The organism is Trinickia dabaoshanensis (assembly GCF_002879885.1).
GTDB classification, from domain to species: domain Bacteria; phylum Pseudomonadota; class Gammaproteobacteria; order Burkholderiales; family Burkholderiaceae; genus Trinickia; species Trinickia dabaoshanensis.
On sequence record NZ_PNYA01000012.1, the window covers coordinates 181577 to 205011 of the forward strand.

Genomic DNA, 23435 nt, shown 5'->3' on the forward strand with positions numbered 1-23435 from the left:
CGCGCGACGCGCCGCCGCCCGCCCATCGAAGACATCAGAAAGACGAAAGACATTAGCGAGAGCGTTATGCCCAAGCGGACAGACATCAAAAGCATCCTCATCATCGGCGCGGGTCCGATCATCATCGGCCAGGCCTGCGAGTTCGACTACTCGGGCGCGCAAGCATGCAAGGCGCTGCGTGAGGAGGGCTACAAGGTCATCCTCGTCAACAGCAATCCGGCGACGATCATGACCGACCCGAACACGGCCGACGTCACCTATATCGAGCCGATCACGTGGGAAGTCGTCGAGCGCATCATCGAGAAAGAGCGCCCCGACGCGATCTTGCCGACGATGGGCGGCCAAACGGCGCTCAATTGCGCGCTCGATCTGCATCACCACGGCGTGCTGACCAAGTACGGCGTCGAGCTGATCGGCGCGTCGCCCGAGGCGATCGACAAGGCCGAGGATCGCCAGAAGTTCAAAGACGCGATGACGAAGATCGGGCTCGGCTCGGCGAAGTCGGGCACCGCGCACTCGATGGAAGAAGCGCTCAAGGTGCACGCCGACATCACGGCGCAAACGGGCGGCCCCGGTTACCCGGTCGTCATCCGTCCGTCGTTCACGCTGGGCGGCTCGGGCGGCGGCATCGCCTATAACCGGCAAGAATTCGAGGAAATCTGCCGCCGCGGGCTCGATCTGTCGCCCACGCGCGAGCTGCTGATCGAAGAGTCGCTGCTCGGCTGGAAAGAGTACGAGATGGAAGTCGTGCGCGATCGCGCCGACAACTGCATCATCGTCTGCTCGATCGAAAACTTGGACCCGATGGGTATCCACACGGGCGATTCGATCACGGTCGCGCCGGCGCAAACGCTGACGGACAAGGAATACCAGCTGCTGCGTAACGCTTCGCTCGCCGTGCTGCGCGAGATCGGCGTCGATACGGGCGGTTCGAACGTGCAGTTCGCGATCAATCCGCGCGACGGCCGCATCATCGTCATCGAAATGAACCCGCGCGTCTCGCGTTCGTCGGCGCTCGCGTCGAAAGCCACGGGCTTTCCGATCGCCAAAGTCGCGGCCAAGCTCGCTTGCGGCTACACGCTCGACGAACTCAAGAACGAGATCACGGGCGGTCAAACGCCGGCATCGTTCGAGCCGACGATCGACTACGTCGTCACCAAGATTCCGCGCTTCGCGTTCGAGAAATTCCGCGAAGCCGATTCGCGCCTGACGACGCAGATGAAGTCGGTCGGCGAAGTGATGGCGATCGGCCGTACGTTCAAGGAATCGTTCCAAAAGGCACTGCGCGGTCTCGAAGTCGGCGTGGACGGCCTCGATGAAAAGACGCTCGACCGCGACGAAGTCGTGCGCGAGATCGGGGAAGCCGGCCCCGAGCGCATTTGGTACGTCGGCGATGCGTTCCGCCTCGGCATGTCGCTCGAGGAAGTGTTCGAGGAGACGGCGATCGATCCGTGGTTCCTCGCTCAGATCGAAGAGATCGTGAACACGGAAAAGCAATTGGCCGGCCGCACCCTCGCGAGCCTGTCGACCGAGGAACTCTTGTTCCTGAAGCGCAGCGGCTTTTCCGATCGCCGGCTGGCCAAGCTGCTCGCCGCGAGCGCGGCCGAGGTGCGCGCCCGCCGTATCGAGTTGAACGTTCGTCCAGTCTACAAGCGCGTGGATACCTGCGCGGCCGAATTCGCCACGAAAACGGCCTACATGTACTCGACTTACGAGGAAGAGTGCGAGGCGCAGCCTACGTCGAACAAGAAGATCATGGTGCTCGGCGGTGGACCGAACCGGATCGGGCAGGGCATCGAGTTCGACTACTGCTGCGTGCATGCGGCGCTCGCGATGCGCGAGGACGGCTATGAAACGATCATGGTCAACTGCAACCCCGAAACCGTCTCGACCGACTACGATACGTCCGATCGTCTCTATTTCGAGCCGCTGACGCTCGAAGACGTGCTCGAAATCGTCGACAAGGAAAAGCCGCTCGGCGTGATCGTGCAATACGGCGGCCAAACGCCGCTGAAGCTGGCGCTCGATTTGGAAGCGAACGGGGTGCCCATCGTCGGCACGTCGCCCGACATGATCGATGCGGCCGAGGATCGCGAGCGCTTCCAAAAGCTGCTGCAAGAGCTCGGTCTGCGTCAGCCGCCGAACCGGACTGCCCGCGCGGAAAGCGAGGCTCTCGCGCTGGCCGACGAAATCGGCTACCCGCTCGTCGTGCGTCCTTCGTACGTGCTGGGCGGCCGCGCGATGGAAATCGTGCATGAGCCGCGCGATCTCGAGCGCTATATGCGCGAGGCCGTGAAGGTGTCGAACGATTCCCCCGTGTTGCTCGATCGGTTCTTGAACGATGCGATCGAATGCGACGTCGACTGCATCTCCGACGGCAAGGACGTGTTCATCGGCGGCGTGATGGAGCACATCGAGCAAGCCGGCGTTCACTCGGGCGACTCGGCATGCTCGCTGCCGCCGTACTCGCTGTCGAAATCGACGGTGGCGGAACTCAAGCGTCAGACGGCGGCCATGGCGAAGGCCCTTAACGTCGTCGGCCTGATGAACGTGCAATTCGCGATTCAGCAAGTGCGCGGCGAAAGCGGCAACGTGGACGACATCATTTACGTGCTCGAAGTGAACCCGCGCGCATCGCGCACGGTGCCGTACGTGTCGAAGGCAACGGGTTTGCCGCTCGCGAAGATCGCGGCGCGTGCGATGGTCGGTCAATCGCTGAGCGAGCAAAAGGTTGCGAAGGAAGTCGAGCCGCCGTATTTCAGCGTCAAGGAAGCGGTCTTCCCGTTCGTGAAATTCCCGAGCGTCGATCCGGTGCTGGGGCCTGAAATGCGCTCCACGGGCGAAGTCATGGGCGTGGGCCAAACGTTCGGCGAGGCGCTGTTCAAGTCGCAGCTCGCGGCCGGTTCGCGCCTGCCCGAATCGGGCACCGTGCTGTTGACGGTGATGGACGCCGACAAGGCGAAGGCCGTCGAAGTGGCAGCCATGTTGCATGAGCTCGGGTACCCGCTCGTCGCAACGAAGGGTACCGCGGCCGCGATCGCCGCCGCCGGCGTGCCGGTGAAGGTCGTCAACAAGGTGAAGGACGGCCGTCCGCACATCGTCGATATGATCAAGAACGGCGAGATCGCGCTCGTGTTCACGACGGTCGACGAAACGCGCGCGGCGATCGCCGATTCGCGTTCGATTCGCATGAGCGCGCAGGCGAACAAGGTGACCTACTACACGACGATGTCGGGCGCGCGCGCGGCCGTCGAAGGCTTGCGTTACCTGAAGAACTTGGAAGTCTATGATTTACAAGGGCTTCATGCTCGCCTAAACTAATCGTTCGATTACACCATCCAAGCTGGGGTCGCATCACAACCCCACCATGCCGCGGTTAAGCGGCGTCCTGTCGAAGTCGTTCATAAGGCGGGATGCACTTAACCGCGGTGCTTTTTTATTGCCGTTTTTTGTTTACTGATCTGTCTATGAGCACGATTCCCTTGACGAAGCGGGGCGCCGATCAACTGCGCGACGAACTCCAGCGCTTGAAGTCCGTTGAGCGCCCGTCCGTCATCAATTCGATCGCCGAAGCGCGGGCGCAGGGCGATTTGTCGGAAAACGCCGAATACGATGCCGCGAAGGAAAAACAGGGCTTCATCGAAGGGCGCATTGCCGAAATCGAATCGAAGCTGGCCGCCGCGCAAGTGATCGATCCGTCCGCGCTCGACGCGGAAGGCCGCGTGGTTTTCGCGGCGACGGTCGAACTCGAAGACCTCGACTCGGGTAAGAAGGTGACGTATCAGATCGTCGGCGACGACGAAGCCGACCTCGACCATGGCCTCATTTCCGTCAGCTCGCCGATCGCGCGCGCGTTGATCGGCAAGTTCGAAGGCGACGTGGCCGCGGTGCAAGCGCCCGGTGGCGTACGCGAGTACGAAATCATCTCCGTGCGGTACGTCTAACGGTCGAGATCGCGTCCCGTGTCTCCCGTTCCCCATCGCGTATTTCGGCTGCTCGTCCTGATTTGGGTGGGCAGCGCGCTGACGATCGGTTATCTCGTCGCGCCCACGCTGTTTGCGACGCTCGAACGCTCGGTAGCCGGCGATGTCGCGGCGCGTTTGTTTCGGTTCGAGGCGTTCATCGGGGTGGCATGCGGCATATTGTCGCTAACACTCTGCAACGTGTTGGTGCGGCGCGGTGCTTCCGACTATCGCAAGCTGCGATGGCTCGTCGTCGGCATGCTGCTGTGCGTGCTGATCGGCTATTTCGGATTGCAGCCGTTCATGGATGCCCTGCGAGTGCAGGCGCGCGCGGCGGGGATCGACCTTGCGAATTCGGTGTACGCGGCGCGCTTCGGGATGCTGCATGGTATTTCGACGCTGTTTTACGTCGTCGAAACGCTGCTCGGCCTAGCGTTGATGTGGCTCTTGCCGGCGGGCGTCGCCCCTGTGCCGGGAACGAGGCCGGCTTGACCGGCCCCTGAGCGCCCATGAGCGCCGCGTATAGGCGGCGCTTGGCTTACTTCGACGTTTGGTGCTGGCGCTTCGCGCTCGTTTGACGCTTTTTCGCGCGCTTGACGGAGCCGCCCGCGGTCACGCGCTCGTTGCCGAGCACGCGTACTTTTTGCGGCTTCGGACGCCGGATCGTGTCGGTGGGGGATTGCTTGACGACCTTGACGACGCGCGGTGCGGCGCCGCGCTTGCCCGTATCGGCCGCGGCTTCGCGTGCGGTGGGCATTGCGGTTCGGCTCTTTGCGCCGCCGCTCTTGCGCGCGGGGGCCGGTGCTTGGTCCGCCTCCGGTTTCCAGATCACGAGCAGCTTACCGATGTGCTGGATCGGCGCGGCGTCCAGTTGGTCGCAGATGGCGTCGTAAATGGCGATGCGCTCGTCGCGTTCGTCGCCGAACACGCGAATCTTGATGAGCTCGTGTGCCGCGAGGTGGACCTTGATTTCGGCCAGCACGGCGTCGGTCAGCCCTTCGGCCCCGATCAGGACGACCGGTTTGAGCGCATGGGCTTGGGAGCGCAAGTCGGCGCGCTGGGCAGGGGAGACTTTGAGGGCAGGCATAGGACGGAGAACGACTCGACTAAAATAGGGACGGCCGCGCCATGGACGCGTGGCCGATGCGGCCAAACCGCGGCCGAACCGCGATCGATCCGAGCGGCCAAGCTCCGGGCCGGCAACACCGGACGGCGCGCCGGCAAAACGCGTATTATCCGCTAAAAGTGCGGCCCGACGTAGTAATAGATTCCTTTTCGATGGCAAAAAACCGCTTCAATCAATCGTGGTTGCACGATCACATCAACGATCCTTACGTCAAGCTTGCGCAGCGTGAGGGTTATCGCGCGCGCGCCGCTTACAAGCTCAAGGAAATCGACGAGCAAGACAAGCTCATCCGGCCGGGGCAGGTCATCGTCGATCTCGGCTCGGCGCCCGGGAGCTGGAGCCAGTACGTGCGCAACAAGCTGGCACAGGGCGCGAAGCGCGGTGCCGAGCGCGAGGGCGGGATCGACGGCACGATCATCGCTCTCGATATTCTTCCGATGGAACCGGTCGCCGACGTGCATTTCATCCAAGGCGACTTCCGGGAAGACAGTGTGCTTGCGCAATTGGAAGAAGTTGTCGGCGACCGGCGCGTCGACCTTGTAATTTCCGACATGGCGCCCAATCTGTCCGGCGTGGCCGTGGCCGATGCGGCGCGGATCGAACATATTTGCGATCTCGCACTCGAATTCTCACAGGCGCATTTGAAGCCGGAAGGCGCCTTGCTGGTGAAATGTTTTCACGGCAGCGGCTACAGCCAGATCGTGGAGAAGTTCAAGCGTCAGTTCAAGACCGTAGCCGCGCGCAAGCCCAAGGCGTCGCGGGACAAATCGGCCGAAACGTTCATCTTGGGCAAGTTTTTGAAGCGGCCCGGGTAAGGGGCCCGATCGGTCGGCCAAGGCCCCGGTCATTGCGCTAAAAAATGCCGATGGCCCGCCACGAAACGCTATTTTCACGGTAGCGAAACGTTATGGCAGGGGCTTGCCGACTGGATTAGAATGCTTTCGTGGTGCCGCAAGGAAAATGTAGGCACCCGTCTATGAGGAAGGAGTGGGCTTTGAACAACAATATGTTTTCGAAGGTAGCAGTGTGGTTGGTGATCGCACTGGTACTGTTTACGGTGTTCAAGCAGTTCGACAAGCCCCGAGTCCAGGAAGGCGTTTCGTACTCGCAGTTCATGGACGACGCCAAGCTGGGCAAAATCAAGAACGTCGTGGTGCAGGGCCGTAATCTGACGGTCACTCCCGCGGACGGTCAAAAATATCAGATCGTGTCGCCGGGCGACATCTGGATGGTCGGCGATTTGATGAAGTACGGCGTCCAAGTGAGCGGCAAGGCTGACGAGGAGCCGAGCGCACTGGTATCGGCGCTGTACTACTTGGGACCGACGATACTGATCATCGGGTTCTGGTTCTACATGATGCGGCAGATGCAAGGGGGCGGCAAAGGCGGCGCCTTCTCGTTCGGTAAATCGCGCGCGCGCCTCATCGACGAAAACAACAACGCGATCAATTTCACCGATGTCGCCGGGTGCGACGAAGCGAAGGAGGAAGTCTCCGAACTCGTCGATTTCCTGCGCGATCCGCAAAAGTTTCAGAAGCTGGGTGGGCGCATCCCACGCGGCGTGCTGCTCGTCGGCCCCCCGGGTACCGGTAAAACGTTGCTCGCACGCGCCATCGCGGGCGAAGCGAAGGTGCCGTTCTTCAGCATCTCGGGCTCCGACTTCGTGGAAATGTTCGTCGGCGTGGGCGCCGCGCGCGTGCGCGACATGTTCGAGCAGGCGAAAAAGCACGCCCCGTGCATCGTGTTCATCGACGAAATCGACGCGGTCGGCCGTCATCGCGGTGCGGGGATGGGCGGTGGCAACGACGAACGCGAGCAGACGCTGAACCAAATGCTCGTCGAGATGGACGGCTTCGAGGCCAACTCGGGTGTGATCGTCATTGCGGCCACGAACCGTTCCGACGTGCTCGATAAGGCGCTCTTGCGTCCGGGCCGCTTCGACCGCCAAGTCTATGTCGGCCTGCCCGACATCCGCGGCCGCGAGCAAATCCTGAAGGTTCACCTGCGCAAGGTGCCGATCGCAAACGACGTCGATGCGTCGGTCATCGCGCGTGGCACGCCGGGCTTCTCGGGCGCCGATTTGGCGAACCTCGTGAACGAGGCGGCGCTGTTCGCGGCCCGCCGCGGTAAGCGTATCGTCGAAATGCTCGATTTCGAAGACGCGAAGGACAAGATCTTCATGGGTCCGGAGCGCAAGTCGGCCGTCATCCGGGAAGACGCGAAGCGCGCCACGGCCTATCACGAGTCCGGGCACGCAGTGGTCGCCAAGCTGTTGCCGAAGGCCGATCCGGTTCACAAGGTCACGATCATCCCGCGCGGCCGTGCACTGGGCGTGACCTGGCAGTTGCCCGAGCACGACAACGAAACGTACTCGAAGGAGTATCTGCTCGATCGGCTGGCCATCTTGTTCGGCGGCCGCGTTGCCGAAGAGCTGTTCCTGAACCTCGTGAGCACGGGCGCCTCGGACGACTTCAACAAAGCGACGCAAACGGCGCGTGCGATGGTGGCTCGTTTCGGTATGACCGATGCCCTGGGGCCGATGGTTTATGTCGACGACGAGAACGATGCGTCGCCGTTCGGCCGCGGGTTCACGCGTACGATCTCCGAAGCCACTCAGCAAAAGGTCGATGCCGAGATCCGTCGCCTGCTCGACGATCAGTACAACTTGGCGCGGCGTCTGCTCGACGAAAACCGCGATAAGGTCGAGGCGATGACCGCTGCGTTGATGGAATGGGAGACGATCGACGCCGACCAAATCAACGACATCATGGAAGGGCGTCCGCCGCGCTCGCCCAAGAGCGCGCCGGCTACCGACGCGTCGTCGGGCGGCGGGGGCAGCTCCGGCGCGGAGGTACGGCCGGGTAGCGCCACCGCTCCGGCGTGACGTTGCGCAAATAGAGATGACGGGCCGGTGCGTGCTCCGCACCGGCCCGTTCCTTTTGGTCCTTTTGGTCCCTTTGGTTGACGGTTTTCGTGGGTCGCGCATCGCATCGCCTGATCGCTCCTCTTCGCGCCGTTTCTGTTTTCTCCGTCCCGTGTCCACTTCAGATCTCCCGCGTGATGCGCTGCCCGAACCGCTCGTGTGCGGGCGCTTCACACTGCGCTTCGAACGCCCGCTCGTGATGGGCATCCTCAACGTGACGCCCGATTCCTTTTCCGACGGCGGGCGCTATATCGTTCGCGACGCCGCCGTGCGGCAAGCCGAGAAAATGCTGGCCGAGGGCGTCGATATCATCGACATCGGCGGCGAATCGACGCGGCCCGGCGCGCCGCCCGTACCGCTCGATCAAGAGCTCGAGCGCGTCGTCCCCGTCGTCGAAGCGCTCGTAGGCGCCGGCGTCCCGCTCTCGATCGATACCTACAAGCCCGAAGTCATGCGTGCGGCGCTCGCCGCCGGGGCCGATCTCATCAACGATATCTGGGGCTTTCGCCGTCCCGGTGCGCTCGAGGCCGTGCGCGACAGCCGTTGCGGCCTATGCGTCATGCATATGCTCGGAGAGCCGCAGACGATGCAGCGCGCCGAGATGGATTATGTGGATGTGGTGGCCGACGTGCGTGCGTTCCTACAGGCGCGAGTCGAAGCGTTGATGCAAGCCGGGATAGCTCGGGCGCGCATCAGCGTCGACCCGGGGTTCGGGTTCGGTAAAGCGACGCGCGAGCACAACTACGCGCTGCTTGCCCGCCTGCGCGATACGGCTCCCGGGCCCGCGGCCGGCCAGGCGCCGTTTCCGATTCTGGCGGGCATGTCGCGCAAGTCCATGCTGGGCGCGGTGACGGGACGCGCGGCGCCGGCCGAGCGCGTGGCGGCCAGCGTGGCGGCGGCCGTGTGCGCGGTTGAGCGCGGCGCGGCGATCGTGCGCGTGCACGACGTGGCCGAAACCGTCGATGCGCTCAAGGTCTGGGCGGCCGTGCGCGAGGCGCAAGAGCGCGCGCGGTAGGGCGACGCGCGAGTGCGCGGCCAATCATTCAATACGTTTGAAAGCGGGGGAAGTGGACAATGGCACGTCGTTATTTCGGTACGGACGGTATTCGGGGCAAAGTCGGCGAGAGCCCGATCACGCCTGATTTCGTGCTCCGGCTCGGGTATGCGGCCGGCAAGGTATTGGCGCAGGCAGATCGGTGGTCGAAAGCCGGCTCGCGGCCGACCGTCTTGATCGGCAAGGACACGCGCGTCTCGGGTTATATGCTCGAAGCCGCGCTCGAATCGGGTTTTTCTGCAGCCGGTGTGGATGTCATGCTGGCAGGGCCCATGCCCACGCCCGGTGTCGCGTATCTAACGCGCGCGCTGCGCCTGGCGGCGGGCGTCGTCATCAGCGCTTCGCACAATCCCTACTACGACAACGGCATCAAGTTCTTCAGCGCCGACGGCAATAAGCTGCCGGACGAAGTCGAATTGCAGATCGAAGCGCAGCTCGAACAGCCGCTGGCCTGCGCGGCCTCGGAGCAACTGGGCAAGGCGCGCCGGCTCGACGACGCGGCGGGGCGCTACATCGAATTCTGTAAAAGCACGTTCCCCGCGGCATTCGACTTGCACGGGCTGAAGCTCGTCGTGGATTGCGCGCATGGCGCCGCCTATGACATTGCGCCGCACGTATTCCACGAATTGGGCGCCGATATCGTGCCGATCGGCGTCGCGCCGAACGGTTTCAACATCAACGACGGCGTGGGTGCGACGGCGCCCGATGCGCTGATCCGCTCGGTGCGAGCGAACCGTGCCGACCTCGGGATCGCGCTCGACGGCGACGCCGACCGCTTGCAGATCGTCGATTCGTCGGGCCGTCTTTTCAACGGCGACGAGCTGCTGTATGTGCTCGTCAAAGATCGCATGTCCACCGATGGCAAGGTGCCGGGCGCGGTCGGCACGTTGATGACGAACATGGCCGTCGAAGTGGCGCTTGCCCGCGAGGGTGTCCCGTTCGTGCGTGCGGCCGTCGGCGATCGCTATGTGCTCGAGCAATTGCGCGAGCGGGGCTGGCAACTGGGCGCCGAAGGTTCGGGCCACATCTTGTCGCTCGATCGGCATACCACGGGCGACGGGATCGTGTCGGCGTTGCTCGTGCTCGCCGCGATCAAGCGCAGCGGCCGCACGCTCGCCGAACTGCTCGAAGGCGTTACGCTGTTCCCGCAAAAGCTCATCAACGTGCGGATGCGCGCGGGCGCCGATTGGAAGAGCAGCGCCGCGATCAAGGAGGCCGTGGCCGATGCCGAGCGTGCGCTCGACGGCAGCGGCCGGGTGCTGATCCGTGCCTCGGGCACCGAGCCCGTGCTGCGCGTGATGGTGGAAGCGAGTCAACATGACGCAGCCGTGCGCCATGCGCAAGAGATCGCCAGGGTCGTCGAACAAGCCACGTCCTGATCGATTCGTACAGAAAAGCGCTGCAGCCGCGGCGCTTTTCTCCTACGCTAGTTTCACCGGCGCGAGGGGCGCCGTGCTCTTATCTTCCCCTAATTCCTCACATTTAATGCTAATTTCATGACGAATCCTTTCATTCGGTAAGGATGCTGTCACTTTACCTTCATCGACAGTCATATTACTGTCACAGTTACGACCTAATCTTCGCGGTGTCGCGTTTTCCACGACCACACCACTAGGGGTTAAATTCATGAAATTGATGCAAACCGCGTTCGCTGGCCTGGCCGGCGTGCTCTTCGCCGTTTCCGCGCAAGCCGCTGACATCACCGGCGCGGGCAGCACGTTCGCCGCTCCGCTCTACACGAAATGGGCGGACTCGTACGTCAAGTCGGGCGGCGGCAAGGTGAACTATCAAGGCATCGGTTCCGCTGGCGGCATCAAGCAAATCGAAGCGAAGACGGTCGATTTCGCCGGCTCGGACATGCCGCTGAAGGACGACGAACTTGCGAAGCAAGGTCTTTTCCAATTCCCGACGGTGGTCGGCGGCGTGGTGCCGGCGGTGAACCTGCCTGGCGTGAAGGCCGGCGAGTTGACGCTGTCGGGCGAAGTGCTGGCCAACATTTACCTGAACAAGATCACGAAGTGGAACGACCCGGCCATCGCCAAGCTGAACCCGGGCGTGAAGCTGCCGGACACGGCTATCGCCGTGGTGCGCCGCGCCGACGGTTCGGGCACGACGTTCATTTGGTCGGACTACCTCTCGAAGGTCAGCCCCGAGTGGAAGTCGAAGATCGGCGAAGGCACGACGGTGAATTGGCCGACGGGTACGGGCGGCAAGGGTAACGACGGCGTTGCCGCATTCATCCAACGTCTGCCGGGCGCGATCGGTTATGTCGAGTGGGCCTACGTGAAGCAAAACCACATGGTCTACACGAAGATGGTGAACCACGACGGTAAGGTCGTGACGCCGGATACGGCGACGTTCGCGGCCGCCGCTAAGGGTGCCGAGTGGAGCAAGTCGTTCTACCAGATCCTGACGGACGAGCCGGGCGCCACCGCATGGCCGATCGTCGGCGCGACGTTCGTGCTCGTGCACAAGACGCAAGAAAAGCCGGCGGAAGGCGCGGAAACGCTGAAGTTCTTCGGCTGGGGCTTCAAGAACGGTTCCGACGCCGTGTCGTCGCTCGATTACATCCCACTGCCGGCATCGGTGACGGCTGAAATCGAGAAGCAATGGAAAGCGAATGTGAAGGATGCTTCGGGCAAGTCGGTTGCTGAATAAGCGCCGTAGGTAGCAACGGCCCGGCAAGGCGAGTGCCTTGCCGGGCATCGCCATCGCTTGCGCCCATCCCGGGCGCTGCACTCGTAAACGGGTTCACATGTCCGACACTCGACTCATGTCGACGGCCCCCGCCGAACACGCGCAACGCGCGCCGAGCCAACTCGGCGACCTGATCTTCGGCAATCTCGCGCGCCTCGCAGCGATCATTACTTTGCTGCTGCTCGGCGGCATCATCGTGTCGCTGGTGGTCGAATCGCTGCCGTCGATTCAAAAATTCGGGCTTCACTTTCTTTGGGCTAGCGATTGGGATCCACCCAACGATAGCTACGGCGCGCTCGTGCCCGTGTACGGCACGCTGGCGACGTCCCTCATCGCACTCATCATCGCGGTGCCCGTGAGCTTCGGCATCGCGCTCTTTCTCACCGAGCTGTCCCCGATCTGGCTGCGCCGGCCCCTCGGCATCGCCATCGAGCTGCTGGCCGCGATTCCGTCGATCGTATTCGGCATGTGGGGCCTGCTCGTGTTTTCGCCGATCTTCGCCACCTACTTCGAGCAGCCGATCGGCAACGTTCTCGGGTCCATGCCGATCATCGGTGCGCTGTTCCAAGGGCCGCCGATCGGCATCGGCATCCTGTGCGCCGGCGTGATCCTCGCGATCATGATCATCCCGTACATCGCCTCGGTCATGCGCGACGTGTTCGAAGTTACGCCCGTCCTGCTCAAGGAATCGGCGTACGGCATCGGCTGCACGACGTGGGAAGTCATGTGGAAGATCGTGCTGCCCTTCACGAAGAGCGGCGTCATCGGCGGTGTCATGCTCGGCCTGGGTCGCGCGCTCGGCGAGACGATGGCCGTGACGTTCGTGATCGGCAACACCAACTTGCTCAGCAACATCTCGCTGTTCTCGCCGGGCAACAGCATTACCTCGGCGCTCGCCAACGAGTTCGCCGAAGCGGGCCCCGGGCTGCACACCGCGGCGTTGATGGAACTCGGTTTGATTCTGTTCGTGATCACGTTCATCGTGCTCGCCATCTCGAAGATCATGCTGCTTCGCCTCGAAAGGGCGGAGGGGGCGAAATGAGCGGTCCTTCGATGCAAATCCCCGGTTCGGCGAGCCCCGAGGCGTTCGCCGCGACGCGCGACCGCTTGCAGCGCCGGCGTCGCGTGGTCAACGCGATCGCGCTGACGATGTCGCTCGCCGCGATGGCATTCGGGCTGCTGTGGCTCGTCTGGATTCTTTATACGACGCTCAGCCTTGGTGTGGGTGGTCTATCGGCGTCGCTGTTCACGCAATCGACGCCGCCCCCGAACACCGACGGCGGCGGTCTCGCCAACGCGATCGTCGGTACGCTGATGCTGGTGGGCGCGGCGACGGTCGTCGGCACGCCGATCGGCGTGCTGGCCGGCGTCTACTTGGCCGAGTACGGCCACAAGGGCTGGCTCGCCAGCGTCACGCGCTTCATCAACGACATTTTGCTGTCGGCGCCGTCGATCGTCGTGGGCCTTTTTGTCTATGCGATCATCGTCGAAAAGATGGGCCATTTTTCGGGCTGGGCCGGCGTCGTGTCGCTTGCGCTGTTGCAGATTCCGATCGTGATCCGCACGACGGAGAACATGCTCAAGCTCGTCCCCAATGCGCTGCGCGAAGCGGCTTTCGCGCTCGGCGTACCGAAGTGGAAGATGGTGCTGTCGATCACGCTGAAGGCATCGATCGCCGGGGTGGTGACGGGTGTGTTGCTTGCCATCGCGCGTATCGCGGGCGAAACGGCGCCGCTGCTGTTCACGGCTTTGTCGAACCAGTTCTTCTCGGTCGACATGAACCAGCCGCTCGCGAATTTGCCCGTCACGATTTACAAGTTCGCAATGAGTCCGTTCCCGCAGTGGCAATCGCTCGCGTGGGCCGGTGTGTTCCTGATTACCCTCGGCGTGCTCGGATTGAATATCCTCGCGCGTGCGATGTTCGGCAAGAAATAAGCCACGGAGCGTTTTATGAATATGGCTGAAAGTCACCTGTCCCAAGTCGAGCGTCCCGCCGCGCCCGCCGGTTTCGAGCCGGCTACGAGCGATCGTCCGCTGGCCCCCACCACGCCGAAGATCGAAGTGAAGAACCTGAACTTCTTCTACGGCAAGTACCACGCGCTCAAGAACATCAACTTGAACATCCCGGAAGGCAAGGTGACCGCGTTCATCGGTCCGTCCGGTTGCGGCAAGTCGACGCTCTTGCGCACCTTCAACAAGATGTTCGCCCTCTATCCGGAGCAGCGCGCGGAAGGCGCCATCATGATGGACGGCGAAAACCTGCTCACGACCAAGCGCGATATCTCGCTGCTGCGCGCGCGCGTCGGCATGGTGTTCCAAAAGCCTACGCCGTTTCCGATGTCGATCTACGACAACATCGCGTTCGGCGTGAAGATGTTCGAATCGTTGTCGCGCTCGGAGATGGACGACCGCGTGGAATGGGCGCTCACGAAAGCGGCCCTCTGGACCGAAGTCAAGGATAAGTTGAGCCAAAGCGGTTACAGCCTCTCGGGCGGCCAGCAGCAGCGGCTTTGCATCGCGCGCGGCATTGCGATTCGCCCCGAGGTGTTGTTGCTCGACGAGCCGTGCTCGGCCCTCGACCCGATCTCGACGGGCCGCGTGGAAGAGCTCATCGCCGAACTGAAGAGCGACTACACGGTGGTCATCGTCACGCACAATATGCAGCAGGCGGCACGCTGTTCCGACTATACGGGCTACATGTATCTCGGCGAGTTGATCGAATTCGGCGATACCGAGAAAATCTTCATCAAGCCGGTCCGCAAGGAAACCGAGGATTACATCACCGGCCGCTTCGGCTGATGAACTAAGGAGACAGCGATGTCGGACAAGCATTTGTCGAGCCAATTCGACGCGGATCTCAACCTCGTCTCGTCGAAGGTGTTGGAAATGGGCGGTCTCGTCGAGGCCCAGATCACGCGCGCGATGCAGGCGCTGAACGATTTCGACGCCGAAGTGGCCGATCAGGTCATTGCCGCGGAAGAAGTCGTCAACAGGATGGAAGTCGAGATCGACGAGGAGTGCAGCAACGTCATCGCGCGCCGGCAGCCGGCCGCACGCGACCTGCGTCTGCTGCTCGCGATCTCCAAGACGATCACCAATCTGGAGCGCGCGGGCGACGAGGCAGAGAAAATTGCGAAGCGCGTCAAACGTTTGATGGAAGACGGCACGTCACGCACGGTCAACATCGCCGAGATCAAGCTTTCGGGCGAGATGGCGGTGTCGATTCTGCGCCGCGCACTCGATGCGTTCGCGCGTCTCGATACGGTGGCCGCCGCGCAAATCGTGCGCGACGACAAGGCGATCGACGAGGAATTCCGCGCGTTCGTGCGCAAGCTCGTCACGTACATGATGGAAGACCCGCGCACGATTTCGGCGGGGCTCGAGTTCCTGTTCATCGCGAAGGCGATCGAACGCATCGGCGATCATTCGAAGAACATCGCCGAGTTCATCATCTACATCGTGAAAGGGACCGACGTGCGCCACAAGTCGCGCGACGCCCTCGAGCGTGAAGCCCTTAGTTAAACGTTTGAACGTATCAAGAGGTAGGTGACGATGCCGAGCAGCATTCTCATCATCGAAGATGAGCCCGCGATTTCCGAACTGATTTCCGTCAACCTGCAGCACGCGGGGCACTGCCCGATCCGCGCCTACAACGCGGAGCAGGCACAGGCGCTGATCAGCGACGTGCTGCCCGATCTCGTTTTGCTGGACTGGATGTTGCCGGGCAAGTCGGGGATCGCGTTTGCGCGCGATCTGCGCAACAACGAGCGCACGAAGCACATCCCGATCATCATGCTGACGGCGCGCGGCGACGAGCAGGACAAGGTGCTCGGACTCGAGATCGGCGCGGACGATTACGTCACGAAGCCGTTCTCGCCGAAGGAGTTGATGGCCCGTATCAAGGCCGTACTGCGGCGGCGTGCGCCGCAGTTGACCGAGGACGTCGTGGCGATCAACGGCCTGAAGCTCGATCCCGCCACGCATCGCGTCGCAGCGCATGGATCGGGCAGCGAGATCAAGCTCGATCTGGGACCGACCGAGTTCCGTCTCTTGCACTTTTTCATGACGCACCCCGAGCGCGTGCATAGCCGCACGCAATTGCTCGACCAGGTGTGGGGCGATCATGTGTTCGTCGAGGAGCGCACGGTGGACGTGCACATCAAGCGCTTGCGTGCCGCACTGAAGCCGGCGGGGTGCGATGCTATGATCGAAACGGTGCGCGGCAGCGGGTACCGTCTCGCCAAGAGCGCGTAAGCGCGAAGGGCGCTGCCCGGCGCCACGGGCGGGCGCGGCGCCCGGCGTGGCCGCCTCCTCGTTACTCGGCTGACCTTGACTTCATGAATATCATTTGGGCGCGCTCGATCGTATCGCTTCTGCTGCTCGCGCTCATCTGCGCGGCGATCGCCGCCGTGACGAGCGTGCGCGCCGCGTTGATTTTCGCGCTTGCGGCGCTCATCGCGCAGAGTCTTTTTTCGACCTATCACACCCAGCGCTTGTGGCGCCTGCTCGATGCCCCGGTCTACGGCGAGGTGCCGAGCGCGCCGGGCATCTGGGGTGAAATCTATTACCGCCTGCACAAGCTGGCCAAGCGCTGGCATGCGCAGGTGCGTCAGGTCGAACAACAGCACTCGCGCTTCATCCAGGCGATTCAAGCGTCGCCGAACGGCGTGGCGATGCTCGACGATCACGACCAGATCGAATGGTGCAACGCGATCGCCGAAGAGCACTTCGGGCTCGATGCGAAGCGCGACTTGCGCCAGCACATTACGCATCTCGTACGGCATCCGGATTTCGTCCGGTATCTGAACTCGCATCACTACGAGCAAATGCTCGTCATGCGCGGCATGGGCGAGAAGCGGCAAAACGTCCTCTCCGTTCAAGCGTTCCCCTACGGGGAGAATCGCAAGCTCGTCCTCTCCGCGGATATCACGGAACTCGAGCGCACCGATGCGATGCGGCGCGATTTCGTGGCGAACGTCTCGCATGAGCTGAAGACGCCGCTGACGGTGCTATCGGGTTTTCTCGAAACGATGCGCGAGTTGCCGCTCGAGCGCGCCGACCGCGAGCGTTACTTGGAGTTGATGGATCAGCAAGCGTCGCGCATGCGCAATATCGTCGACGACTTGCTCGTGCTCGCCAAGCTCGAAGGCAACATGAAGCCGCCAAGCGATCAGGCGATCGATATGCGCGCCGTGATTTCTCACATCCGCGACGATGCCGCCACGCTATCCGGCGGGCGCCACAGTATCGATTTCACTACGGACGACGCACTGACGGTCACGGGCGCCGAGACGGAGGTGCTCAGCGCGCTCGGCAATCTCGTGACCAATGCGATCCGCTATACGCCCGATGCCGGGTCTATCAGCGTCGTCTGGAAGCAGGTGGGCAAGGAGGCCGTGTTCTCGGTCACCGACACGGGCTTCGGTATTCCCGCGGCCGATATTCCACGATTGACGGAACGCTTTTACCGCGTCGATCGCAGCCGCTCGCGCGATACGGGCGGAACGGGTCTCGGCCTTGCGATCGTCAAGCACGTGCTGCAGCGGCACGATGCAACACTCGACGTCAAAAGCGAAGAGGGAAAAGGCAGCACGTTCAGCGTGCGCTTTCCCGCCGCGCGTACGACGCGCCGTCAGCCGGCCCACGCCTGAAGCAAGGCGCGGCCGGCGCCACGGGCGCCACCGGTCAACAGCCGAATTTCACGAGCAGGCTCGCTTGCGCGTTGCGCGACGTTTTGCCGGGACGGCTGCGCCGGTAGTGGCCGTCGCTTTGCATGACCCAGGCCGATTGGTTATCGCCGAGGAACGCCGACAACCCTTCCGCGACGACGCGCCGCTTCAAGCGCCGATCCTTGACCGGGAAGGCGACTTCGACGCGGCGGAAGAAGTTTCGATCCATCCAATCCGCGCTGGACAGATAGACGCGCTCCTCGCCGTTCGAGAAGAAATAGAAGATTCGATGGTGCTCGAGGAAACGGCCGACGATCGAGCGTACCGAAATGTTCTCCGATAGTCCTTCCACGCCCGGTTGCAGCGAGCATACGCCGCGCACGATGAGATCGATCTTGACGCCGGCTTGCGAGGCTTCGTAAAGCTCGGCGATGACCGTGGGTTCGAGCAAGGCGTTCATCTTCGCGACGATGCGGGCTTTTTTTCCGGCTCGCGCATTCTCGGCTTCGGCGCGAATGGCGTCGACGAGCTTCGGGTGCAGCGTGAACGGCGATTGCCACAGATCGTGCAGCTTGAGCTCCCCGCCGATTCCGGTGAGCTGTTGAAACACGTGGTGCACGTCTTCGCAGATACGCTGATCGGCCGTCATCAAGCCGAAGTCGGAGTACAGGCGGGCGGTGCGCGGATGGTAGTTGCCGGTGCCCAAGTGCGCATAGCGCTTGAGCGAGGACTTGCCGTTGTGCGTCGTGCGGCGCACGATCAACATCATCTTCGCATGGCACTTGTGGCCGACGACGCCGTACACGACATGCGCGCCCACGGCTTCCAACTGCGAAGCCCAGTTGATATTCGTTTCCTCGTCGAAGCGGGCCAGCAGCTCCACGACGACCGTCACTTCCTTGCCGTTGCGCGCCGCCTGCATCAGCGCATCCATCAGCGGCGAGTCGGTGCCGGTGCGATAGATCGTCTGCTTGATCGCGACGACGTTCGGGTCCTGCGCCGCTTGCAGCAGCAGCTCGAGCACGGGCTGGAAGCTCTCGTACGGATGATGCAGCAGTACGTCGCCTTGATCGATCGTCTCGAACAGATTGGCGGCGTTCGCGAGCGCGGGCGGCGTCGTGGGGACGTGCGGCACGAACTTCAGATCGGGCCGATCGACGAGCTCGGGCAATTGCATGAGCCGCACGAGATTGACCGAGCCGCCCACCCGGTAGCAGTCCTTTTCGATCAAGCCGCTTTCGTCGAGTAGGCGGCGCACGAGGTGCGCGGGCGTGTCCGCCGACACTTCGAGGCGCACGGCGTTGCCCAGGTGGCGCGCGGGCAACTCGCCTTGCAGAGCGACCCGCAGGTTCGTGATTTCGTCCTCATCGACGAATAGGTCGCTGTTGCGCGTAATGCGAAATTGATTGCAACTGCGAATCACGAGGTTCGGGAAAAGCTCCTGCACGAAGCGCTGCATGAACGAACTGAGCAGCACGAACCCGTACGCAAAGCCCGACAGCTCCTGCGGCATGCGTACGAGCCGCGGCAACGCGCGCGGCGCCTGCACGATCCCCATGACCGCTTGCCGGCCGAAGGCGTCCTTGCCTTCGAGTTCGACGACGAAATTCAAGCTCTTGTTGAGCACGCGCGGGAAGGGGTGGGCCGGGTCGAGACCGATCGGCGTCAGCACGGGCAGCAATTCGTCGATGAAATAACGTCGCGCCCACTCGGTTTGCGCGTCGGTCCAAGTGTCCCAACTATGGAAGTAGATGCCCTCCTGCTCGAGCGCCGGCAGCACCGTCTCGTGCAGCATCGCGTATTGCCGGTCCACGAGCTTGTGAGTCCGCTCCACGACGAGGTCGTAGACGTGCTGCAGCGACATACCGTCGGGCGCGAGTGCGCCCGGATTGTCACGCATCTGTTCTTGCAGACCGGCCATGCGGATCTCGAAGAACTCATCGAGATTGCTGCTCGTGATACAGATGAAGCGCAGCCGCTCGAGCAGCGGTACCGACGGATCGGCCGCTTGCGCCAGGACGCGCTCGTTGAAACCCAGGATGCCTAACTCACGATTCAGAAGGGGATAGCGAAGCGACATCGGCAACGATAGATGAGAGGGGTCGGATGAGGGAATGAACGGGCGCTCGGACATTCTCATGGTTCGATGTCATTTCTATGAAAAGTCATACTGACACTCATTCTACGGATATTTGGTATGACTTTGACCATTCGCATTCGTGCAATGCGTATCGAACGCAAGATGAATGCAAGACGCGCGCCGAGCCGCCTCGCGTTCCGGTGCGCATGGGGCGCCGCGCGATGACGCATGGACGAGGTCACAATCGTCCACCGGTGGGAATTACTATGCGCTTAAAATGGCGTCTTTGAACAGTGACGCGCGTGCCGGGCGAGTCGCCCCGGCCCCATGGTACGCGTGAACGGGAGCCTTTTTTCCTAATGCCCAATACCCCGCATCTTCTTGCATCGGTCGACCTCGGCTCGAACAGCTTCCGGCTCATCGTCGGCCGCATCGAGGAAACGCCCGCCGGCGCGCAGATCTATCAGGTCGATGCGTTGCGCGAGCCCGTGCGTCTTGCCGCCGGCCTTTCCGCCGACAAGATGCTCGATCGCGCTTCCCAGGTGCGCGCGTGGGATGCACTGAAGCGCTTCGGCGAGCGGCTGCGCGATTTCCATCCGGATCATGTGCGCGCCGTCGCGACGAATACGCTGCGCGTGGCGAAGAACGCGCCCGAGTTCCTCGTCGAAGCGCAAAGCGCGCTCGGCTTTCCGATCGAAGTGATCGCGGGGCGCGAAGAGGCGCGGCTGATCTACGCGGGCGCGGCGCATTCGGTGCCGGCGATTTCGGGCAAGCGGCTCGTCGTCGACATTGGCGGGGGCTCGACCGAATTCATCATCGGTCAGCACTACACGCCGCTCGTCATGGAGAGTTTGTATATCGGCTGCGTGAGCCATAGCCGTGCGTTTTTCCCGGCGGGCAACGTGGACGATTACACGATGCGCCAGGCCGAACTCGCGGCAAAGCGTGAAATCCAGATCATCTCGCGCGAGTACAAGCAAGCCGGGTGGGATCAAGCGATCGGCTCCTCGGGTACCGCGCGAGCGCTCGCGGAACTCGTCGAAGCGAACGGCTTCAATGATCCTGGCGTTTCGCACGGCATCTCGCGCGGCGGTCTCGAGCGGCTCAAGCGCGCCCTCATCAAGGCCGAGAACGTCAATCGGCTCAAACTGATCGCGCTCAAACCCGATCGCGTGCCGGTGCTCGCCGGGGGCTTGTCGATCATGCTGGCGGTCTTCGAAGAGCTCGGCATCGATTATGTCGATACGACCGACGGCGCGCTGCGCCTAGGCGTGCTGTACGACTTGCTGGGGCGCACTCAACACGAGGACATGCGCGCCGTCACGGTCGAGGGGTTCATGCGCCGCTACGGCGTCGATCGTGCCCAGGCCGAGCGCATCGCCGATCTGGCCGTGGGCTTTTACGATCAGATCGGCGAGCCCGATGCCGAACGCTTGATCGAGGGGCGCATGTTCCTCGGGTGGGCGGCCGCGCTGCATGAGATCGGTCTGTCGATCTCGCATAGCTCGTATCACAAGCACTCCGCCTATATCGCGAGCAATGCCGATATGCCGGGCTTTTCGCGCACCGATCAGGCGCGGCTCGCCGTGCTCGTGCTCGGCCATGCGGGCAAGCTCGGCAAGCTGGCGCAGACGCGCGAAGTCGAATGGCCCTTGCTGTTTTGTTTGCGGCTCGCGGCGCTGCTTTGCCGCCGCCGTACCGATGCCGGACTGCCCGGGATTCGCGTCGCGAAATCGAACGGCGGGTACGAGGTACGCCTGCCGAACGCTTGGGTGGCCGGTAACCCGCTGACCGATTACAGCTTGATTCAAGAGGCGGCGGAGTGGGAGAAGGTCGGCATACGCTACCGCGTCATTTACACGGACGAGTAAGTACGCCGGCGGCGGCCGCCGCTTGAACGGCAGCCGCGCACAACACGCTGAATGAGCGAGGCGCGCTTCAGCCTAGGAAATGGCGGGCGTAGCGGGCGTTGATATCCGACAGCCGGAACAGCGTGAGGAAATCCGCGCAATTGAAATCGGGATCCCAGGCGGGGGCGCCGCAAATTTTCGCGCCGAGACGCATGTAGCCTTTGACCAGCGGCGGCGGCGCGACGCGCGCGCCGGTGCGCAGTTCCTCGACCGGTAGCGGCGTGTGCGGGAACGCGCGGTATTCGGGGCTCGTCAGCGCGTTCTCGCGCAGCGATTCGTACAGGTTCGCGGCGAAATGGCCGCCGTCGGCCATCGGTACGCTGGCGCAGCCGAGCATCGTTTCGTAGCCGTTTTGCAGCATGTAGGTGCCAAGGCCGCCCCAAAGCGACATGATGACCGAGCCGCTACGGTAATCGGCGTGTACGCACGAGCGGCCCACCTCGACCATCTTGGAGCGCAAATGCGCAAGGCGCGACAAGTCGAATTCGCCTTCGGCGTACAGACGCCCGATGCGGGCGGCTTGGTGCGGCGGCAGCACGCGGTAGGTGCCGACGACTTTCAGCGTTTCGAGGTCGCGCACGAGCAGGTGGTCGCAGTAGGCGTCGAATGCGTCGACGTCGAGGCCGGCCGGTCCCGAGACGCTCGCGCCCATTTCCTCGGCGAACACTCGGTAGCGCAGGCGCTGCGCTTCGCGAAGCTCTTCATCGGTACGCGCCCAAGCCACTTGTAGACGATGCTCTTGTGTGATGGTTTCTTTTTCGCGCGGCAGGCGGCGGCGCGAATCGAGCGGAATCGAAGCGAGGGGCAGGGTGGGCGTCGGCAGATCTCGCATGGGGGGTCCTGGTTCCGAATGACTATGAAAGGAATGCTGGGTCCTTGCCAATGTAGTAATGGGGCATGACGGTTGCGTGGCAAACGCGTGTCGTTGCGATGACATGTCGCGCGCTGGACACGCAGCTTTCATCATGGCTAGGCGAGGTCGGGCGATAACACGGCTCGCACGACCACTTGAACGAGGCCGTCGCGGCGCGCCTCGGGGCGATCGCGGCTCGACAGCCACCACAGGCCGCCTTTCTTGATCGTCCATTCGGCCGCCTCGCCCGCGACGAGCTGAGATGCGACGAGCCCGAGCGTCGGCTGGTGTCCCACGATGACGACGGTGGGTGCGATCCCTTCCGGCCAGCGCGCGGCGGCCAGCACGGCGTCGGGACTGGCTCCAGGGCCGATGCTGTCCACCGTGCGGTACTGGTCGGTTAGCGATTCGACTGTCTGCACGGTGCGGGCGGCCGGGCTGGCGAGGATTAGGGCGTCCGGGCTCAGCCGTGCGCGTAGCCATTTCGCCACCGCTTGCGCTTGTTTGCGACCGCGTGAGGTCAGTTGGCGGCCCATGTCGCTTTGAGCACTGTCCTCGGCTTCAGCGTGGCGCCAAAGAATCAAATCCATGTCGTCGTCTCCTAGAGTTGGGGCGCGAGATCGCGCCGTGATGTGTTGCAGATGACGTGCCGCGATGTGCCGCGATTGACTGCGCGGTCCGGGGCAGGCTAGAATCCCTGACTCGTCGGAGCGTAGCGCAGCCTGGTAGCGCATCTGATTTGGGATCAGAGGGTCGAAGGTTCGAATCCTTTCGCTCCGACCAAGGAAATCAAGGGGTTACAGTCTATTTGACTGTAACCCCTTTCGCGTTTTCTCGGCCATGTAACGCCCGTGTAACGAGATTTCGTCAACGGGGAATGCCACCTTCGTTCTCTCGGCAACGCTCAAGATCGCTGGCCAGCCGAAACCAGCCCACGCACTGGCTCCCGCAATCAACCGAAACGCGCCCTCTGCCTCAAAACTCTGTCCTCAAAAGTGGGGTGGGTCCGCATCGTCCCGCCCTGTACCTCCTAACAGGCTGTTGAAATACCTCCCGCAGACGTCATCCGAGCGGGAGGGGTAAACGTTGAAAGAAGGAATCGACCAACACTGAGAGCGAAACGATGCGCGGAGCGGACGGCTACACCGAGACGATGTTCAC

Annotated in this window: 19 protein-coding genes and 1 tRNA gene; 16 read left to right on the plus strand and 4 right to left on the minus strand. The window is 62.8% G+C overall.

Translation table 11 applies throughout. The features are described 5' to 3' along the window. Positions 1 to 66 precede the first annotated feature (66 nt). The 3 genes from carB (at position 67) to C0Z18_RS15240 (ending at position 4454) form a co-directional block, all read left to right on the plus strand. Positions 67 to 3321: a carbamoyl-phosphate synthase large subunit gene (gene carB, locus C0Z18_RS15230; RefSeq protein WP_102646239.1), complete on the plus strand. Its 3255-nt coding sequence runs from the start codon at positions 67 to 69 to the stop codon at positions 3319 to 3321. 146 nt (positions 3322 to 3467) lie between these two features. Continuing rightward, the gene (gene greA, locus C0Z18_RS15235; RefSeq protein WP_102646240.1) at positions 3468 to 3944 is read left to right on the plus strand and encodes a transcription elongation factor GreA; all 477 of its coding nucleotides are present in this window, start codon (positions 3468 to 3470) and stop codon (positions 3942 to 3944) included. An 18-nt stretch (positions 3945 to 3962) separates the two neighbouring features. Beyond that, on the plus strand, positions 3963 to 4454 hold the full coding sequence (locus C0Z18_RS15240) for a DUF4149 domain-containing protein (protein WP_102646241.1): 492 nt from the start codon (positions 3963 to 3965) through the stop codon (positions 4452 to 4454). A 46-nt stretch (positions 4455 to 4500) separates the two neighbouring features. On the opposite strand, the gene C0Z18_RS15245 is transcribed toward C0Z18_RS15240, so the two are convergent. Continuing rightward, positions 4501 to 5049 (minus strand): YhbY family RNA-binding protein, encoded by a 549-nt coding sequence (locus C0Z18_RS15245; protein ID WP_102646242.1) that lies wholly within the window; start codon positions 5047 to 5049, stop codon positions 4501 to 4503. A gap of 191 nt (positions 5050 to 5240) precedes the next feature. Between C0Z18_RS15245 and C0Z18_RS15250 the strand changes: the two genes are divergently transcribed. From C0Z18_RS15250 to phoR, 11 genes are all read left to right on the plus strand, one after another. Further along, positions 5241 to 5903, plus strand: coding sequence for an RlmE family RNA methyltransferase (locus C0Z18_RS15250; protein WP_102646273.1), 663 nt, complete (start codon positions 5241 to 5243; stop codon positions 5901 to 5903). Between the two features lie 179 nt (positions 5904 to 6082). Then, positions 6083 to 7972: an ATP-dependent zinc metalloprotease FtsH gene (gene ftsH / locus C0Z18_RS15255; RefSeq protein ID WP_102646274.1), complete on the plus strand. Its 1890-nt coding sequence runs from the start codon at positions 6083 to 6085 to the stop codon at positions 7970 to 7972. 238 nt (positions 7973 to 8210) lie between these two features. Continuing rightward, positions 8211 to 9026 (plus strand): dihydropteroate synthase, encoded by an 816-nt coding sequence (folP, locus tag C0Z18_RS15260; protein ID WP_102646275.1) that lies wholly within the window; start codon positions 8211 to 8213, stop codon positions 9024 to 9026. A gap of 59 nt (positions 9027 to 9085) precedes the next feature. Continuing rightward, a complete protein-coding gene (gene glmM, locus C0Z18_RS15265; RefSeq protein ID WP_102646243.1) occupies positions 9086 to 10444 on the plus strand; it encodes a phosphoglucosamine mutase in 1359 nt (452 codons plus the stop codon). A gap of 247 nt (positions 10445 to 10691) precedes the next feature. Further along, positions 10692 to 11723: a phosphate ABC transporter substrate-binding protein PstS gene (gene pstS / locus C0Z18_RS15275; RefSeq protein WP_102646244.1), complete on the plus strand. Its 1032-nt coding sequence runs from the start codon at positions 10692 to 10694 to the stop codon at positions 11721 to 11723. Positions 11724 to 11820: 97 nt separating this feature from the next. Beyond that, on the plus strand, positions 11821 to 12804 hold the full coding sequence (gene pstC, locus C0Z18_RS15280; RefSeq protein ID WP_102646245.1) for a phosphate ABC transporter permease PstC: 984 nt from the start codon (positions 11821 to 11823) through the stop codon (positions 12802 to 12804). Continuing rightward, on the plus strand, positions 12801 to 13697 hold the full coding sequence (gene pstA, locus C0Z18_RS15285; protein ID WP_102646246.1) for a phosphate ABC transporter permease PstA: 897 nt from the start codon (positions 12801 to 12803) through the stop codon (positions 13695 to 13697). Before pstC ends, pstA begins: the two co-directional genes overlap by 4 nt. A gap of 15 nt (positions 13698 to 13712) precedes the next feature. Beyond that, a complete protein-coding gene (pstB, locus tag C0Z18_RS15290) occupies positions 13713 to 14561 on the plus strand; it encodes a phosphate ABC transporter ATP-binding protein PstB (protein WP_102646247.1) in 849 nt (282 codons plus the stop codon). Positions 14562 to 14579: 18 nt separating this feature from the next. Continuing rightward, positions 14580 to 15284 (plus strand): phosphate signaling complex protein PhoU, encoded by a 705-nt coding sequence (phoU, locus tag C0Z18_RS15295; protein WP_102646248.1) that lies wholly within the window; start codon positions 14580 to 14582, stop codon positions 15282 to 15284. Positions 15285 to 15314: 30 nt separating this feature from the next. Beyond that, entirely contained in the window at positions 15315 to 16016 is a 702-nt protein-coding gene (phoB, locus tag C0Z18_RS15300; protein WP_102646249.1) for a phosphate regulon transcriptional regulator PhoB, read from the plus strand. A gap of 83 nt (positions 16017 to 16099) precedes the next feature. Continuing rightward, a complete protein-coding gene (gene phoR / locus C0Z18_RS15305) occupies positions 16100 to 17413 on the plus strand; it encodes a phosphate regulon sensor histidine kinase PhoR (RefSeq protein ID WP_102646250.1) in 1314 nt (437 codons plus the stop codon). A gap of 34 nt (positions 17414 to 17447) precedes the next feature. Here the strand turns inward: phoR and ppk1 are convergent, their stop codons facing one another. Then, on the minus strand, positions 17448 to 19511 hold the full coding sequence (gene ppk1, locus C0Z18_RS15310; protein WP_102646251.1) for a polyphosphate kinase 1: 2064 nt from the start codon (positions 19509 to 19511) through the stop codon (positions 17448 to 17450). Between the two features lie 359 nt (positions 19512 to 19870). On the opposite strand from ppk1, the gene ppx reads away from it, so the two are divergent. Further along, on the plus strand, positions 19871 to 21382 hold the full coding sequence (ppx, locus tag C0Z18_RS15315; RefSeq protein WP_102646252.1) for an exopolyphosphatase: 1512 nt from the start codon (positions 19871 to 19873) through the stop codon (positions 21380 to 21382). A 67-nt stretch (positions 21383 to 21449) separates the two neighbouring features. Here the strand turns inward: ppx and C0Z18_RS15320 are convergent, their stop codons facing one another. Both C0Z18_RS15320 and C0Z18_RS15325 read right to left on the minus strand, forming a co-directional pair. Then, entirely contained in the window at positions 21450 to 22253 is an 804-nt protein-coding gene (locus C0Z18_RS15320; RefSeq protein ID WP_102646253.1) for a GNAT family N-acetyltransferase, read from the minus strand. 137 nt (positions 22254 to 22390) lie between these two features. Next, positions 22391 to 22864: a SixA phosphatase family protein gene (locus C0Z18_RS15325; RefSeq protein WP_158244241.1), complete on the minus strand. Its 474-nt coding sequence runs from the start codon at positions 22862 to 22864 to the stop codon at positions 22391 to 22393. A gap of 116 nt (positions 22865 to 22980) precedes the next feature. Between C0Z18_RS15325 and C0Z18_RS15330 the strand changes: the two genes are divergently transcribed. Continuing rightward, positions 22981 to 23057, plus strand: a tRNA-Pro gene (locus C0Z18_RS15330). The last annotated feature ends 378 nt before the right edge of the window (positions 23058 to 23435 follow it).

Bases quoted from the DNA above. Each gene is read 5' to 3' on its own strand.
- phoU (WP_102646248.1), top strand. From the start codon at position 14,580: ATGTCGGACAAGCATTTGTCGAGCCAATTCGACGCGGATCTCAACCTC.
- greA (WP_102646240.1), top strand. From the start codon at position 3,468: ATGAGCACGATTCCCTTGACGAAGCGGGGCGCCGATCAACTGCGCGAC.
- ppk1 (WP_102646251.1), bottom strand. From the start codon at position 19,511: ATGTCGCTTCGCTATCCCCTTCTGAATCGTGAGTTAGGCATCCTGGGT.
- C0Z18_RS15250 (WP_102646273.1), top strand. From the start codon at position 5,241: ATGGCAAAAAACCGCTTCAATCAATCGTGGTTGCACGATCACATCAAC.
- glmM (WP_102646243.1), top strand. From the start codon at position 9,086: ATGGCACGTCGTTATTTCGGTACGGACGGTATTCGGGGCAAAGTCGGC.
- phoB (WP_102646249.1), top strand. From the start codon at position 15,315: ATGCCGAGCAGCATTCTCATCATCGAAGATGAGCCCGCGATTTCCGAA.
- C0Z18_RS15320 (WP_102646253.1), bottom strand. From the start codon at position 22,253: ATGCGAGATCTGCCGACGCCCACCCTGCCCCTCGCTTCGATTCCGCTC.
- pstB (WP_102646247.1), top strand. From the start codon at position 13,713: ATGAATATGGCTGAAAGTCACCTGTCCCAAGTCGAGCGTCCCGCCGCG.
- pstA (WP_102646246.1), top strand. From the start codon at position 12,801: ATGAGCGGTCCTTCGATGCAAATCCCCGGTTCGGCGAGCCCCGAGGCG.
- pstS (WP_102646244.1), top strand. From the start codon at position 10,692: ATGAAATTGATGCAAACCGCGTTCGCTGGCCTGGCCGGCGTGCTCTTC.
- pstC (WP_102646245.1), top strand. From the start codon at position 11,821: ATGTCCGACACTCGACTCATGTCGACGGCCCCCGCCGAACACGCGCAA.
- C0Z18_RS15325 (WP_158244241.1), bottom strand. From the start codon at position 22,864: ATGGATTTGATTCTTTGGCGCCACGCTGAAGCCGAGGACAGTGCTCAA.
- phoR (WP_102646250.1), top strand. From the start codon at position 16,100: ATGAATATCATTTGGGCGCGCTCGATCGTATCGCTTCTGCTGCTCGCG.
- ppx (WP_102646252.1), top strand. From the start codon at position 19,871: ATGCCCAATACCCCGCATCTTCTTGCATCGGTCGACCTCGGCTCGAAC.
- carB (WP_102646239.1), top strand. From the start codon at position 67: ATGCCCAAGCGGACAGACATCAAAAGCATCCTCATCATCGGCGCGGGT.
- C0Z18_RS15245 (WP_102646242.1), bottom strand. From the start codon at position 5,049: ATGCCTGCCCTCAAAGTCTCCCCTGCCCAGCGCGCCGACTTGCGCTCC.
- folP (WP_102646275.1), top strand. From the start codon at position 8,211: ATGGGCATCCTCAACGTGACGCCCGATTCCTTTTCCGACGGCGGGCGC.